This window comes from Streptomyces coerulescens (genome assembly GCF_042657965.1).
GTDB lineage: Bacteria > Actinomycetota > Actinomycetes > Streptomycetales > Streptomycetaceae > Streptomyces > Streptomyces coerulescens.
The window spans coordinates 63,981-79,271 of the sequence record NZ_JBHSKM010000007.1 but is presented as its reverse complement, the minus strand read 5'-3'; the positions used below and the strand labels follow the sequence as shown (position 1 = coordinate 79,271).

The window sequence follows — 15,291 nt, the reverse complement described above, 5'->3', positions numbered from 1 at the left end:
GGCAACGAATCGGCCACATCCGAGTCACGCGCCCTCCAAGCGTCCCGTGGCGCCGGCGCGGTCGAGACCCGCCGTCAGGCGCCCGCGCCCGCGCCGAGTTCGCGAACCGCTTCCGCGAACGCGTCACCGCGCTGGTTGTAGTTGGCGAACATGTCCATCGAGGCACACGCGGGGGCGAGGAGCACCGTGTCGCCGGGCCGGGCGAGCCGCTGCGCCTCCTGGACTGCCGCGAGCATCGCCCCAGTGTCGGTCCGGTCGAGGTCGACGACGGGTACTTCCGGCGCGTGTCGCGCGAGGGCTTCCCGGATCAGGCCACGATCGGCGCCGATGAGGACCGCCGCGCGCAGCCGCCCGGCCGACTTGGCGACCAGTTCGTCGAAGACGGCGCCCTTGGCGAGCCCGCCCGCGATCCACACGATGGACTCGTACGCCGCCAACGAGGCTTCCGCCGCGTGCGTGTTGGTGGCCTTGGAGTCGTCGACGTAGGAGACCTCGGCGACGTCCGCCACGTGAGCGATGCGGTGGGCGTCCGGGGTGAAGGCCCGCAGGCCGTCCCGTACGGCCCTGGGGGGCACCCCGAAGGCCCGGGCGAGGGCCGCCGCCGCAAGGGCGTTGGCGATGTTGTGCGGGGCCGGCGGGTTGACGTCGGAGACCTCGGCGAGCTCCTGGGCGCTCTTCTGCCGGTTCTCGACGAAGGCACGGTCGACGAGGATGCCGTCGACGACGCCGAGTTGGGAGGGGGCCGGGGCGCCCAGCGTGAAGCCGATGGCCCGGCAGCCCTCCTCGACGTCCGCCTCGCGCACCAGGTCCTCGGTGGCCTTGTCGGCGACGTTGTAGACGCAGGCGACGCGGTTGCCCTCGTAGATACGGCCCTTGTCGGCGGCGTACGCCTCCATGGAGCCGTGCCAGTCGAGATGGTCGGGCGCGAGGTTCAGCACGGCAGCCGAGTGTGCCCGCAGTGAGGGCGCCCAGTGGAGCTGGTAACTGGACAACTCCACGGCGAGGACGTCGTACTGCTCCTCGCCGAGCACCGCGTCCAGCAGCGAGACGCCGATGTTGCCGACGGCGGCGGTGCGCAGGCCCGCCGCCTTCAGGATCGCGGCGAGCATCTGGACGGTCGTGGTCTTGCCGTTGGTGCCGGTGACGGCGAGCCAGGGCGCGGCGTCCGGGCCGCGCAGCCGCCAGGCGAGCTCGACGTCGCCCCAGATCTCGACGCCCGCCTCACGGGCCGCCGTGAACAGCGGCTTGTCCGGCTTCCAGCCGGGCGCGGTGACGATCAGTTCGGTGCCTACGGGCAGGGTCGCCCCGTCACCGAGGCGTACGGCGATGCCGAGGGCCTCCAGTTCGGCCGCCTGGGCACGCGCGCGTGCGTCGTCGCCGTCGTTGACGACGGTGACCTTCGCGCCGAGGCCGTGCAGCACCTTGGCCGCCGGGACCCCGGAGACACCGAGTCCGGCGACGGTGACGTTCTTCCCCTGCCAGTCGGTCACTTGTCCGCTGCCCATCCCGCGTAGAAGAGGCCCAGTCCGACGATCACACAGATGCCCTGAATGATCCAGAAGCGGACCACTACGAGCACTTCTGACCAGCCCTTGAGTTCGAAGTGGTGCTGGAGTGGCGCCATGCGGAAGACACGCTTGCCGGTGAGGCGGAAGGAGCCGACCTGGATGACCACCGACATGGTGATCAGCACGAACAGGCCGCCGAGGATGGCGAGCAGCAGCTCGGTGCGCGAGCAGATGGCGAGACCGGCGAGCGCGCCACCGAGGGCCAGCGAACCGGTGTCGCCCATGAAGATCTTGGCCGGCGACGTGTTCCACCACAGGAAGCCGAGGCAGGCACCCATCAGCGCCGAGGAGACGACGGCGAGGTCGAGTGGATCTCGCACTTCGTAACAGGCGCCCGGGTTGGCGAGCGTCTGGGCGTTGGCGCAGGACTCCTGGAACTGCCAGACGCCGATGAAGGTGTAGGCACCGAAGACCAGTACGGAGGCGCCGGTGGCCAGGCCGTCCAGACCGTCCGTCAGGTTCACGCCGTTCGACATGGCGAGGATCATGAACAGCGCCCAGATGACGAACAGCACCGGGCCGATGGACCAGCCGAAGTCCTGCACGAAGGAGAGCTTCGTGGAGGCCGGGGTGTTGCCGCGGTTGTCCGCGAACTGCAGCGAGAGCACGGCGAAGGCGATACCGCCGAGCAGCTGTCCGGCCATCTTGGCCTTGGCCCGCAGACCCAGCGAACGACGCTTGACGATCTTGATGTAGTCGTCCAGGAAGCCGACCAGACCCATGCCGGCCATCAGACCGAGCACCAGGACGCCGGAGAACGTCGGCGGCTTGCCGGTGATCAGCTTGGACAGGAAGTACGCGGCGATCGTCGCCAGGATGAAGGCGATACCGCCCATGGTCGGCGTACCGCGCTTGCTGTGGTGCTCGCGCGGGCCGTCGTCACGGATGTACTGGCCGTAGCCCTTGCGGGCCAGCAGCTTGATCAGCAGCGGGGTGCCGACCAGGGTCAGGAACAGACCGATGACACCCGAGAACAGGATCTGATTCATCATCGGGCGGCAACCTCACCCTCGGCACCGCCCGTGAGCAGCGCCTCGGCGACGCTCTCCAGACCCACCGAACGGGACGCCTTCACGAGCACGACGTCCCCTGGGCGCAACTCGCTGCGCAACAGGTCGACCGCCGCCTGTGCGTCGGACACGTGCACCGACTCCTCACCCCACGAACCCTCGTTATATGCGCCCAGTTGCAGCCAGGACGCTTCCCTGCCCCCGACCGCGACGAGCTTGCTGACGTTGAGCCGGACGGCGAGCCGTCCGACCGCGTCGTGCTCGGCGAGCGCCTCGTCCCCGAGCTCGGCCATCTTGCCGAGCACCGCCCACGTCCGGCGTCCCTTGCCCATCGCCGCGAGGGCGCGCAGAGCGGCTCGCATGGACTCGGGGTTCGCGTTGTAGGCGTCGTTGACGATGGTCACGCCGTCCGGGCGCTCGGTGACCTCCATACGCCAGCGGGAGAGGGAGCCCGCCTCGGAGAGCGCGGTGGCGATCTCTTCCGCGGACATGCCCAGCTCATGGGCGACGGCGGCCGCGGCGAGCGCGTTCGACACGTGGTGCTCACCGTACAGGCGCATGGTCACATCGCTGCACCCGGAGGGTGTGTGAAGCAGGAAGGAGGGCTGACCGCTGTCCGTGAGTCGCACGTTCTCGGCGCGTACGTCCGCTTCGCCGGACTCTCCGAAAAGGATCACCTTCGCCTTCGTACGGGACGCCATGGCCCGTACGAGGGGATCGTCGGCGTTGAGGATCGCCGCGCCGTCCTCCGGAAGGCTCTCCACCAACTCGCCCTTGGCCTCGGCGATCTGCTCGCGGCCACCGAACTCGCCGATGTGGGCGGTGCCGACGTTGAGCACGAGGCCGACCTTCGGCGGCGTCAGATCGGCGAGGTAGCGGATGTGGCCGATGCCGCGCGCGCCCATCTCCAGGACGAGGAACCTCGTTTCCCCGGTGGCGCTGAGGGCGGTCAGCGGCAGCCCGATCTCGTTGTTGAGCGAGCCCGGTGTGAACACGGTCGGTGCCTTGCTCCGGAGCACCTGGGCGATCAGGTCCTTGGTGCTGGTCTTGCCGGCCGAGCCGGTCAGCGCCACGAGGGTCGCGCCGAGCCGCTGGACGACATGGCGGGCGAGGGCGCCGAGCGCCTTCTGCACGTCCGGCACGACGATCGCGGGCACGCCCACCGGCCGCGAGCCGAGGACCGCGACCGCTCCGGCCGCGACGACGGCCTCCGCGAAGTCGTGGCCGTCCACGCGCTCGCCGACAAAGGCGACGAAGAGGCTGCCGGGCTCCACTTCACGGGAGTCCCGGACGACGGATCCGGTGACATGGACCGACGGATCCGGTATGTCGTGGGTCTGCCCGCCGACGACTTCTGCGATCTCGGCGAGAGAGAGGGCGATCACAAGTTCATCCCTGGGTCTTCTGGATAGCTTCGCGAAGCACCTGGCGGTCGTCGAAGGGACGGACCACTCCGGCGATGTCCTGGCCCTGCTCATGGCCCTTGCCCGCGACCAGCACCGTGTCGCCGGGCTGGGCGCGCGCGACGGCCGCGGCGATCGCGGCGGCCCGGTCCTCGAAGACCTGGACCTCGCCACGCTCGTGTACCGGCACGGACGCCGCGCCCTGGAGCATGGTTGCAAGGATCGCGAGGGGGTCCTCGGAGCGGGGGTTGTCCGATGTCAGTACGGCGGTGTCGGCGAGCCGGGCCGCAGCGGCGCCCATCGGCTCCCGCTTGGTCCTGTCACGGTCCCCGCCGCAGCCGAGCACCACGTGCACCTTGCCCTCGGTGACCTTGCGCAGCGCCTTGAGCACCGACTCGACGGCGTCGGTCTTGTGGGCGTAGTCCACGACCGCGAGATACGGCTGCCCGGCGTCCACCCGTTCCAGTCGGCCCGGTACACCCGGCACCGCGGCCACGCCGTCGGCGGCGGTCTGCGCGTCGAGGCCGGCGGCGGCCAGGGCGACGATGGCGGCGAGGGTGTTCGCCACGTTGAAGGGGCCCGGCAGCGGCGAAGTGGCGGCGATGCGCTCGCCCTTGGGGCCGATCACGGTGAACGTGGCGTCCATCGGGCCGACCTGGACGTCCTCGGCGCGCCAGTCGGCGTCGGGGTGACCCTCGGCGGAGAAGGTGACGACCGGGACGGTGGCCTCCTCGGCGAGACGGCGGCCGTACTCGTCGTCGAAGTTGACCACGCCGAGCCTGCTGCGCTTCGGGGTGAACAGCTGCGCCTTCGCCCCGAAGTAGTCCTCCATGTCGGAGTGGAACTCCATGTGTTCCGGGCTGAGGTTGGTGAACACCGCGATGTCGAAGACGCAGCCGTCGACCCGGCCGAGGACCAGGGCGTGGCTGGAGACCTCCATGGCGACCGCGTCGACGCCGCGTTCGCGCATGACGGCGAACAGGGCCTGGAGGTCGGTGGCCTCGGGGGTGGTCCGCTCGGACTTGATGCGCTCGTCGCCGATGCGCATCTCGACCGTGCCGATGAGGCCGGTCGACCTGAGCGTCTTCAGGCCGCCCTCGACGAGATAGGCGGTGGTGGTCTTGCCGGACGTGCCGGTGATGCCGATCTGGAGCAGATCGCGGCCGGGTCGGCCGTAGATCGTGGCCGCCAGTTCACCCATCCGCCCGCGCGGGTCCTCGACGACCAGGACCGGCAGGCCGGTCTCGGTGGCGCGCTCGGCGCCGGTCGGGTCGGTGAGCACGGCGACCGCGCCGAGGCCCGCGGCCTGCGTGACGAAGTCGGCGCCGTGCAGGCGGGCACCCGGGAGTGCGGCGTACACATCGCCGGGGCGGACGGCTCGCGAGTCATGGGTGATGCCCGTGACCTCGGCGGAGCCGTCCGTGTGTTCCGGCGCGGGGACACCCAGCTGGTCGGCAAGTTCCGCGAGGGGTGTGGCGGAGACCTGCGCCGGCCTGGGCGGTCCCGGATACGTCACAGGATGCCCCTTCTGGGTGGTTTGGGACTGATCAGCGTGTGGCACGGCGGTGAGCGTACCGGGCGCACCGGCATCAGAGCGAAGTGAGGGGCGGGATGCGCCCTGGTTCCCGGAGTCGGGGGTGATCGTCGTCACGAGGTGGTTCCTGGCTGCTCGGTGCTGATCAGGGGGTCAGGGTTTGTAGGCGACCGGGAGCTTGGCTGCCTTGGCCCCGGTCGGCGGGACCTGGAGGGTCTTCAGCGCGAACTCCATCACCTGCTTGTAGATGGGGCCGCAGATCTGGCCGCCGAAGTAGTTGCCCTGGGTGGCGTTCTGGATGGCGCAGTAGACCGTGACCCGGGGGTTGTCGGCCGGCGCGAAGCCGGCGAACGACGACGTGTAGCCGCGGTACTTTCCGGTGGCCGGATCCACACGGTTCGCCGTACCCGTCTTGCCCGCGACCCGGTAGCCGGGGATGCGCGCCTTGGTGCCGGTGCCCTCCCGGTCGTCCACGACCGACTCCAGCATCTGGGCGAGGGTCCTCGCCGTCTTCGCGCTCACGACCCGGGTCTTCTTGGGCTTCGCCGCCTCGGTGAACTGTCCGTCGGGTCCCTCGGTGCCGCGCACCAGCGTGGGTTCGATGCGTACGCCGCCGTTGGCGATCGTCGAGTAGATCGACGCCGCCTGCATCGCGTTGAGGGACAGCCCCTGGCCGAAAGGAATCGTGTACTGCTGCGAAGTCGACCACTTGTCGGGGGCGGCCAGGATGCCGGGGGTCTCGCCGGGGAAGCCGAGGCCGGTGTAGCTGCCGAGGCCGAACTTGCGCAGGTAGTCGTAGAGGACCTTGTTGGACTGCCGCTGGGTCTTGCCGAGCTGGCCGGTGGCGAGGATGGTGCCGATGTTGCTGGACTTGGCGAGCACGCCGTTGAGCGTGAGGTACCAGGTGTCGTGGTCGATGTCGTCCTTGAAGAGCCGGTCGCCGCGGTGCAGCCGGTTGGGCACGATGACATGCGTGCCGGGCGTGGCCGCCTCCTCCTCCAGTACGGCGGCCATCGACATGACCTTCGCGGTGGAGCCGGGCTCGTAGGCGTCCTGGAGGGCGGCGTTGCCCATGTTCGCGCTGGAGGCCTCGGAGAGGTCGTTCGGGTCGAAGCCGGGCGAGTTGGCCATGGCGAGGATCTCGCCGGTGCGGGTGTCCTGGACGATCACATAGCCACGGTCCGCTCTGGACTCCTGCACCTGCTTGGTGATCGCGTTCTGCGCGGCCCACTGGATGTCGCGGTCGATGGTGAGCTCGACGTCGCTGCCGGGCACGGCGGGCGTCTCGGTGGAGCCCACGGTGGGGACCTGACGGCCACCGGACTGGGCGTAGCGGATCTCGCCGTCCTTGCCGGACAGCGCCTTGTTCAGCTGCTGCTCGATACCGCCGCCGCCCTTGCCGTCGGCGCTGACCCAGCCCAGTATCCCGGCGGCGAGATCGCCGTTCGGGTACACGCGCTTGCTGCTGGCGACGGACAGGACACCCGCGAGGACGTTGACCGCGGTCTTGTCGGTCTCGGCCTTGGTGGCCAGCGCGCTCTTCAGGTCCTTGATCTGCTTCCAGACCTGGGGGGTCTGACGGCTGGCCAGCAGGGTGTAGCGCAGGTTCTTGTTCGCGGGCCGGAGCTTGTTGACGATCTTCTCCTGGTCCTGGCCGAGGATCGGGGCGAGCAGGGCGGCCGCCTGCTCCGGGCCGTCGTCGATCTTCAGCTGCTCGCGGGAGAAGAGCGTGGGGTCGGCCGTGATGTCGTACGCGTCCACGCTGGTCGCCAGCGCCACGCCGTTGCGGTCGGTGATGCCGCCGCGTTCGGCGGCCAAGGTGTAGCCGACGTAGCGGTTCTTCTGCGCCTTGGCGGCATAGGTGCTCGCGTCGACGCCCTGCACCTGGAGCAGTCGTACGACGAAGGCGATCAGCACGAGCGTCAGGGCCAGGCTGACCATGCGCAGTCGGGGGCGGGGGCTGCCGAGCCGGATGGCGGCGGGCGCCCCGGGACGTGGGCGTGCCGGGCGGCGGGCCGGGCGGGCGCCGGGGCCCGGGCGCCGCTGGGCGCCGCCGGAGCGGGCGGGCTTCGCGGGTCCGGGCACCCGGCGGCGCGGCGGTTCCCTGTCGGACACTTCCGTCACCTGCCGGGGGTCGGGTACGTGGAGGACTGGGCGGAGGGTGCGGACTGCTGGAGGGGGACCGTGTACTCGGGCACGGTCTGCGGCGTGACCTGGCCGGCCCCGGGCGCGGCCGGTGTCGTCGCGGAGGGCGTGGCGGGCGAGCCGGGGATGGCTTCCGGGGCGAGAGCGAGGGGGCCGCGGGCGGCGGTCTGCCCGGCGGGCGCGGCGCTGGGGACGCCCTTGACGGTGCCGTCCGGGTTGAGGAAGGCGGGGTCGCCGCCGGGGACCATGCCGAGTTCGCGGGCCCGGCGCTGGAGGGCGTCGGGGGCGGAGTAGGCGTCGATGTCCCGTTGCAGGGACTGCTCCTCGTCGGTGAGGGCCTTCATCTCCTTCTGGAGGTCGTCCTTCTGGAAGGCGCCCTCACTGAGGGCGGAGTTCAGGACGAGAAGGCCGATGAGGCCGCCGCCGAGGAGAAGGACGACCAGGAGGACGAAGGGGGCACGGGCGGCCTGCCCGGCGCCCGGGGGCAGGAGTCGCGCGAGCCGGGCGGCCCGCCCCCTCAGTTCGGGTTTCCTACTCACTGGCCCTCCCCCGGGTCCGGTTTTCCAACCGATGGGTTCGCATCGTGGAGCCGGACTCCCGCCCCTGCCTCACGGCCTTCATCCGATGGACTCCCTGATGCGCTCGGCCCCGCGCAGGCGCGCGGGTGCCGCGCGCCGGTTCTCGGCGATCTCTTCATCGGTGGGAAGTTCGGCACCGCGCGTCAGCAGCTTGAGCCGGGGCTGGTACTGCTCGGGGACGACGGGCAGCCCGGGCGGGGCGGTGTTGGCGGCACCGGCCGCGAACACCTGCTTGACCAGCCGGTCCTCCAGCGAGTGGTACGACAGGACGGCGATCCGCCCACCGACGGCGAGGGCTTCCACGGCGCCCGGGATCGCCCGCTCCAGGACGGAGAGCTCGCCGTTGACCTCGATGCGCAGCGCCTGGAAGGTGCGCTTGGCCGGGTTGCCTCCGGTGCGCTTGGCGGCCTGCGGCAGCGCGTCCCGGATCAGCTCCACGAGCCGGGCGCTGTTACTGAACGGCTCCTTGGCGCGCTCGCGCACGACGGCTGCCACGATCCGCTTGGCCTGCTTCTCCTCGCCGTAGGCGCGCAGGATCCGGACGAGCTCGCCGGGCGGGTAGGTGTTGAGGACCTCGGCGGCGCTGATGCCGGTCGTCTGGTCCATACGCATGTCGAGGGGGGCGTCCTGGGCGTAGGCGAAGCCGCGGTCGGCCTCGTCGAGCTGCATGGAGGAGACGCCGAGGTCGAACAGGACGCCCTGCACGCGCGCGAGGCCGAGCCTGGCCAGTACGTCCGGGAGCTCGTCGTAGACGGCGTGCACCAGGGTGGCGCGCTCGCCGTACGGTGCCAGCCGCTCTCCGGACAGGCGCAGGGCCTCCTTGTCACGGTCGAGGGCGACGAGCCGGGCCTCGGGGAACTGCGTCAGCAGGGCCTCGCTGTGTCCGCCGAGCCCGAGCGTGCAGTCGACGACGACCGCTCCCGGGCGCTGCAGGGCGGGAGCCAACAGGTCCAGGCACCGCTGGAGCATCACCGGGACATGTCGACTGGAACTCAAGGGGCCCTCTCAGATCCGGCGGGGCCATACGCACCGCCGGGTCCCCGGGGAGGCCTGCCGGCGCCGGAAGCGTCAGCCGACCGGGAGCGGGAGGAGGCCGAGCCGTACGTACGCGCCGCGCACGCGGGGAGATCTCCGGAAAAAATCGCCGGTGTCTCCGGGAAAAACAGTCCAGCAGGGAGTCTCGCCTCCCGCTCCGCGTCACTTTAGTCCACCGTGTCGCGCGGTCAATCAACCGGCCTGCGCGTCGCCGCTTCGGATTCCGCGGAAGTCGTACCGGCGGGAAAATGGCTCGTATGGGGGCACTCACGCCACCCTTGTGGGTTAGCTCACAACAAGCCTCGATGACGTTCTTTGTCCCCCCTCACAACAAGCCCACTCCGGACGTGACCAGTAACGTCATGGGTATGACGACTTCTGCATCGGTTCCCGCAGGTTCCCAGGGCGCGATAGCCCGCCGCGGCACGGTCACCGACCGTCTCGTCGAGGCGAACGAGCAGTACGCCGCCGCCTTCACCGACCCTGGGATGGACGCCCGCCCTGTCCTGCACGTCGCCGTCGTGGCCTGCATGGACGCCCGCCTCGACCTGCACGACGCGCTGGGCCTGGAGCTCGGCGACTGTCACACCATCCGTAATGCGGGCGGTGTGGTCACGGACGACGTGATCCGTTCGCTCACGATCAGCCAGCGCAAGCTCGGCACCCGCAGCATCGTCCTGATCCACCACACGGGCTGCGGTCTGGAGAGCATCACCGAGGACTTCCGCAACGAGCTGGAGCTGGAAGTGGGCCAGCGTCCCGCCTGGGCGGTGGAGGCGTTCCGCGACGTCGACCAGGACGTACGGCAGTCGATGCAGCGCGTGCGCACCTCGCCGTTCCTGCTGCACACCGACGAGGTGCGGGGCTTCGTCTTCGACGTGAAGACGGGTCTGCTGCGCGAGATCGACCCCGCGTAACCGGCACAGCGCATTCCGTGACACCTGTCGTTCCGCTGTCAATTTGCGCTCGGGCGTGCCCAAAACGGCGTAAGACCCGACATAACGCAGGCAGTTGTCCACAGGCGAGTGACACGAATCGGTAACGGCAGCAAGAATGCGGGTGTGGCAACACGCGGAACACTTCTCGCGTGGTGTCCGTGTTCCAGGGGTGGGCCGGTCCGCGCATCGCGTCGGCCCGGAAAGAACGGGCCGAGGAGGGCCGGGTGACGACCTATGACGATCGAGCGAGCCTCACTGATCTGACCGCCACTGTGGAGCGAGTCCGCGACGCGGTGGAGGGAGTGATCGAGGGCAAGCCCGAGGTCGTACGGCTTTCGCTGACCGTACTGCTCGCCGAGGGACATCTTCTGATCGAGGATGTTCCCGGCGTGGGCAAGACCATGCTGGCGAAGACGCTGGCACGGTCCATCGACTGTTCGGTGCGACGCATCCAGTTCACGCCGGACCTGCTGCCGTCGGACATCACCGGTGTGTCGATCTGGGACCAGCAGCGCAAGGACTTCGAGTTCAAGCCCGGCGCGATCTTCGCCCAGATCGTGATCGGCGACGAGATCAACCGCGCCTCGCCCAAGACGCAGTCCGCGCTTCTGGAGTCCATGGAGGAGCGCCAGGTCACGATCGACGGCCAGACCTACGAGCTGCCGAGCCCCTTCATGGTGGTGGCCACGCAGAACCCGGTCGAGATGGAGGGCACCTACCCGCTGCCCGAGGCCCAGCGCGACCGCTTCATGGCCCGCGTCTCGGTCGGCTACCCCAGCGTGGAGGCCGAGCTGCAGATGCTGGACGTGCACGGCGGCGTCTCGCCGCTGGAGGACATGCAGCCGGTGGCCCACGCGCACGACATCGTGAAGCTGATCGACGCGGTGCGCGGGGTGCACGTCGCCGAGCCGGTCCGCCGCTACGCGGTCGACCTGGTCGCGGCCACCCGCAACCACCCCGACCTCAGACTCGGCGCCTCCCCGCGCGCGACGCTGCACCTGCTGCGCGCCGCGAAGGCGTCCGCGGCCCTCAGCGGCCGGGAGTACGCCCTGCCGGACGACGTACAGGCCCTCGCCGTGGCCGTCCTGGCCCACCGCCTGCTGCCCACCGCACAGGCCCAGCTCAACCGGCGCACGTCCGAGCAGGTCGTACAGGAGATCCTCCAGCGCACCCCGGTGCCCGCCGCGCAACAGCAGCAGCACGGCTACGGCGGTCTGGGCCGCGGCACTCAGCCGTACGGCCAGCAGCCGCCGCGGAGGCTCGGATGACCTCCGGCAGTACGGGCCAGGCCGAGGCGGAGCGCGACGACAAGGGCGGGATCCGCACGGCACTGGCCGGTCTGACCACACGCGGGCGCTCCTTCCTGGCCGCCGGCATCGCGGCCGCCGTCTGCGCCTACGTCCTCGGCCAGAGCGACCTGCTGCGCGTCGGACTGCTGCTCTCGGTGCTCCCGCTGGTCTGCGCGACGGTGCTCTACCGCACCCGCTACCGGGTCTCGGGCAGCCGCAGGCTCTCCCCCGCGCGCGTGCCCGCCGGCAGCGAGGCCCGGGTGCACCTGCGGATGGACAACGTCTCCCGGCTGCCCACCGGCCTGCTCATGCTCCAGGACCGGGTGCCCTACGTCCTCGGCCCGCGCCCCCGCTTCGTGCTGGACCGGGTCGAGCCGGGCGGCCGCCGCGAGGTGTCCTACCGAGTGCGCTCCGACCTGCGCGGCCGCTATCCGCTGGGCCCGTTGCAGCTGCGCCTGAGCGACCCGTTCGGCATGTGCGAACTGACCCGCTCCTTCTCGACGTACGACACCCTCACCGTCATCCCGCGCGTGGAGCCGCTGCCGCCGGTGCGCTTCAGCGGGGAGGCCAAGGGGTACGGCGACGGCCGGCAGCGCTCGCTGGCCCTGGCCGGCGAGGACGACGTGATCCCGCGCGGTTACCGCTACGGCGACGACCTGCGCCGCGTCCACTGGCGCTCCACCGCCCGCTACGGCGAGCTGATGGTGCGCCGCGAGGAGCAGCCGCAGCGCGCCCGCTGCACGGTGCTCCTTGACACCCGGGACCCGGCCTTCCAGGGCGCGGGACCCGACTCGGCCTTCGAGTGGGCCGTGTCGGGCGCGGCGTCCGTGCTGGTCCACATGCTGGAGCGGGGTTTCTCCGTCCGGCTGCTGACCGACACCGGCAGTTCGGTGCCCGGTGAGGGAGCCGACGGGTTCGCTGGCGCGAGTCAGGAGTCGGCGGACGCGGCGGGGCTGATGATGGACACTCTGGCGGTGATCGACCACTCCGACGGCACGGGTCTGTCGCGGGCGTACGACGTGCTGCGCGGCGGCAACGAGGGCCTGCTGGTCGCCTTCTTCGGCGACCTGGACGAGGAGCAGGCGACGGTGGCCGCCAAGATGCGGCAGCGCAGCGGGGGCGCGGTGGCGTTCGTGCTGGACAGCGCGACCTGGGGACGGGAACCCACCGATGTGCCCGGCGCGTTGGACAGGGGCGAGGAGCGGTTGCGGATGCTGCGGGAGGCGGGCTGGACGGCCCTGAGCGTGCCGCGGGGCGCCTCGCTGAACGAGCTGTGGCGCCAGGCGGACCGAGCGCGTACGGACGCCGCCGCGCTGGGCGAGGGGGGAGCGGCATGAGCGGGCGGACACGGATGGCGCTGTGCGCCGCTGCGGCCACGCTGATGGCCTCGTGCGCCCTGCTGCCGCTGGTCTCGCCGGTCACCTGGCTGATGCAGGCGATCTTCCTGCTCGCCATCCAGACGGGCGTGGGCATGGCGACCCGGCGGGTCCCGCTGGCCCGGCCGGTGACGGTGGCCGCGCAGGCCCTGGCCGCGCTGATGCTGCTGACCCTGACCTTCGCCAACCAGCAGGCGATCGCCGGAGTGATCCCGGGGCCGGAGGCGTTCGCACACTTCGCCGACCTGCTGCAGTCCGGCGCGGACGACGTCAGCCGGTACTCGATCCCGGCGCCGCTGTCCGACGGCATCCGGCTGATGCTCATCGGCGGCGTCCTGATCATCGGACTCGCGGTGGACACCCTCGCGGTGACGTTCCGCAGCGCCGCGCCGGCCGGGCTGCCCCTGCTGGCGCTGTACTCCGTGGCCGCCGGGCTGTCCGACGGCGGCGCGGACTGGCTGTGGTTCCTGGTCGCCGCCATGGGCTATCTGATGCTGCTCCTGGCCGAGGGCCGCGACCGGCTCTCGCAGTGGGGCCGGGTCTTCGGCGGGGCGCCGCGGACCCCGGGCGGGGAGCCGAGCGGCGCGGTGGCGCCGGTCCGCACCGGCCGGCGCATCGGCGTGGTCGCGCTGGGCATCGCCCTGGCGGTGCCGCTGGCGCTGCCCTCGATGAACGGCGGCCTGCTGGACGCCGCGGGCACGGGCGTGGGCGCCGGCCGTGGGGGCGGCGGCACGATATCCGCGGTGAACCCACTGGTGTCGCTGCGCGACAGTCTGAACGTGGACGAGGACCGCGAGGTCCTCTCCCTGAAGACCAATACGGCCGACCTGTCCAACCTCTACCTGCGGATCGTGTCCCTGGACGACTTCGACGGCACCACCTGGCAGCCGTCCAAGCGCAGCATCGAGGCCGTGCCGGACAAGTTCCCCACGCCCTTCGGCCTGGGCGCGGACGTCAAGCGCGCCGAGGTGGAGACGACCGTCTCGGCGGCGGACTGGTACGCCCAGAACTGGCTGCCGATGCCGTACCCGCCGAGCAGCGTGGACATCAGCGGCAACTGGCGGTACGAACCGCTGGGCATGACGGTCGTGGGCGACCGCCGCCAGACCACGCGCGGGGCGACGTACACCGTGCGCAGCCTCGACGTGCAGCCGACGGCGGACCAGCTCGCGGGCGCGCCGGAGCCGCCGGCCGCGCTGAAGCGCGAGTTCACCAAGCTGCCGGAATCGCTGCCCGGGGTGGTCGGCCGGACCGCGCGCCAGGTCACCGAGGGCGCGACCAGCCAGTACGAGCAGGCGGTCAAGCTCCAGGAGTACTTCTCCATCACGGGCGGCTTCCAGTACGACACGAATGTGAAGGTCGGCAGCGGCCCCGGGGCCATAGCCCGCTTCCTGCGGGACAAGGAAGGCTTCTGCGTCCACTTCTCGTTCGCGATGGCGGCCATGGCCCGCTCGCTGGACATTCCGGCCCGGGTCGCGGTGGGCTTCGCCCCCGGTACCCCGCAGGGCGACAACTCCGTCTCGGTGGGGCTGAGGGACGCGCACGCCTGGCCCGAGCTGTACTTCGAGGGTGTGGGCTGGACCCGCTTCGAGCCGACGCCGACCCGTGGCTCGGTACCGTCGTACACCCAGGCGGAGGCGCCCGGCTCCACGCTCCCGGACGTGGCGCGGCCCTCGCAGTCGACGAGCACGGGCCCGTCCGCCACTCCCTCGACCAGCGAGAGCTGCGCGGGGCAGAACCCGGAGCTGTGCGCGAGCGAGTCGCCGGAGGCCGCGGTGGCCGTCGGCGGTGACGGCCCCAAGTGGTACGTCCTGCTGGCCTGGGCGCTCGGCGGCGCGGTGGCGCTGCTGATCCCGTCGGCACCGATGCTGTGGCGACTGCGGATGAGATCGGTACGGCTGGGAGCACATGGACGCGCCGAGGCGGACATCCCTGTGCACACCTTGTCGGTGTGGCAGGAACTGACGGACACCGCCTGGGACTTCGGCATTCCGCCGGACGACTCCCAGACGCCCCGCAAGACGGCCGCCCGCATCGTGCGCCTCGGCCGTCTCGATCCGCCGGCCGCGGCCTCGGTCCACCGGGTGGCGGACGCGGTGGAACAGGTCCTCTACGCCCCGGTTCCCCACGCGACGGCGGGCCTCGCCGAGGACGTCCGGCGGGTGCGCTCCGACCTCCGGTCCAGGGTCGGCTGGACGACCAACGTGCGCGCCCTGCTGCTCCCCCGCTCCGGCGTGCGCGTGGCCTGGGCGGTGTCGGACTGGTGGATCGCGGTCAAGCGCCGCGCGGCAGCGGCCCGGCCGACGCTGCGGAGGCCGTCGACGCCTGGGCAGCAGGGGTGACGGCGGCGGCCTGGCCGGGACATACGTCAGGGGGGTGACCACCGGTCGGTGGTCACCCCCCTGACGTATGTCG

Annotated in this window: 11 protein-coding genes; 4 read left to right on the top strand and 7 right to left on the bottom strand. The window is 71.2% G+C overall.

Features of this window, described 5'->3' with window-relative positions; translation table 11 throughout:
- Positions 1-74 precede the first annotated feature (74 nt).
- The 7 genes from murD to rsmH all read right to left on the bottom strand — a co-directional run bounded on the left by murD (position 75) and on the right by rsmH (position 9,234).
- Positions 75-1,505, bottom strand: coding sequence for a UDP-N-acetylmuramoyl-L-alanine--D-glutamate ligase (gene murD, locus ACFPQ9_RS12300; RefSeq protein WP_380851272.1), 1,431 nt, complete (start codon positions 1,503-1,505; stop codon positions 75-77).
- A complete protein-coding gene (gene mraY / locus ACFPQ9_RS12295; protein ID WP_380851269.1) occupies positions 1,487-2,560 on the bottom strand; it encodes a phospho-N-acetylmuramoyl-pentapeptide-transferase in 1,074 nt (357 codons plus the stop codon). Before mraY ends, murD begins: the two co-directional genes overlap by 19 nt.
- On the bottom strand, positions 2,557-3,963 hold the full coding sequence (locus ACFPQ9_RS12290) for a UDP-N-acetylmuramoyl-tripeptide--D-alanyl-D-alanine ligase (protein WP_380851266.1): 1,407 nt from the start codon (positions 3,961-3,963) through the stop codon (positions 2,557-2,559). The genes mraY and ACFPQ9_RS12290 overlap by 4 nt, the downstream gene beginning before the upstream one ends.
- 4 nt (positions 3,964-3,967) lie before the next feature.
- A complete protein-coding gene (locus tag ACFPQ9_RS12285) occupies positions 3,968-5,497 on the bottom strand; it encodes a UDP-N-acetylmuramoyl-L-alanyl-D-glutamate--2,6-diaminopimelate ligase (protein ID WP_380851263.1) in 1,530 nt (509 codons plus the stop codon).
- A 171-nt stretch (positions 5,498-5,668) separates the two neighbouring features.
- Positions 5,669-7,630 (bottom strand): peptidoglycan D,D-transpeptidase FtsI family protein, encoded by a 1,962-nt coding sequence (locus tag ACFPQ9_RS12280; protein ID WP_380851260.1) that lies wholly within the window; start codon positions 7,628-7,630, stop codon positions 5,669-5,671.
- Positions 7,631-7,635: 5 nt separating this feature from the next.
- Positions 7,636-8,199, bottom strand: a complete 564-nt coding sequence (gene ftsL / locus ACFPQ9_RS12275; protein WP_380851257.1) for a cell division protein FtsL — start codon at positions 8,197-8,199, stop codon at positions 7,636-7,638.
- Between the two features lie 78 nt (positions 8,200-8,277).
- Entirely contained in the window at positions 8,278-9,234 is a 957-nt protein-coding gene (gene rsmH / locus ACFPQ9_RS12270) for a 16S rRNA (cytosine(1402)-N(4))-methyltransferase RsmH (protein ID WP_380851254.1), read from the bottom strand.
- 407 nt (positions 9,235-9,641) lie between these two features.
- On the opposite strand from rsmH, the gene ACFPQ9_RS12265 reads away from it, so the two are divergent.
- From ACFPQ9_RS12265 to ACFPQ9_RS12250, 4 genes are all read left to right on the top strand, one after another.
- A complete protein-coding gene (locus tag ACFPQ9_RS12265) occupies positions 9,642-10,190 on the top strand; it encodes a beta-class carbonic anhydrase (RefSeq protein ID WP_380851251.1) in 549 nt (182 codons plus the stop codon).
- 245 nt (positions 10,191-10,435) lie between these two features.
- On the top strand, positions 10,436-11,479 hold the full coding sequence (locus ACFPQ9_RS12260) for an AAA family ATPase (RefSeq protein ID WP_380852359.1): 1,044 nt from the start codon (positions 10,436-10,438) through the stop codon (positions 11,477-11,479).
- Positions 11,476-12,837, top strand: coding sequence for a DUF58 domain-containing protein (locus ACFPQ9_RS12255; RefSeq protein ID WP_380851248.1), 1,362 nt, complete (start codon positions 11,476-11,478; stop codon positions 12,835-12,837). The genes ACFPQ9_RS12260 and ACFPQ9_RS12255 overlap by 4 nt, the downstream gene beginning before the upstream one ends.
- Entirely contained in the window at positions 12,834-15,218 is a 2,385-nt protein-coding gene (locus ACFPQ9_RS12250) for a transglutaminase TgpA family protein (RefSeq protein WP_380851245.1), read from the top strand. The genes ACFPQ9_RS12255 and ACFPQ9_RS12250 overlap by 4 nt, the downstream gene beginning before the upstream one ends.
- Positions 15,219-15,291 lie beyond the last annotated feature (73 nt).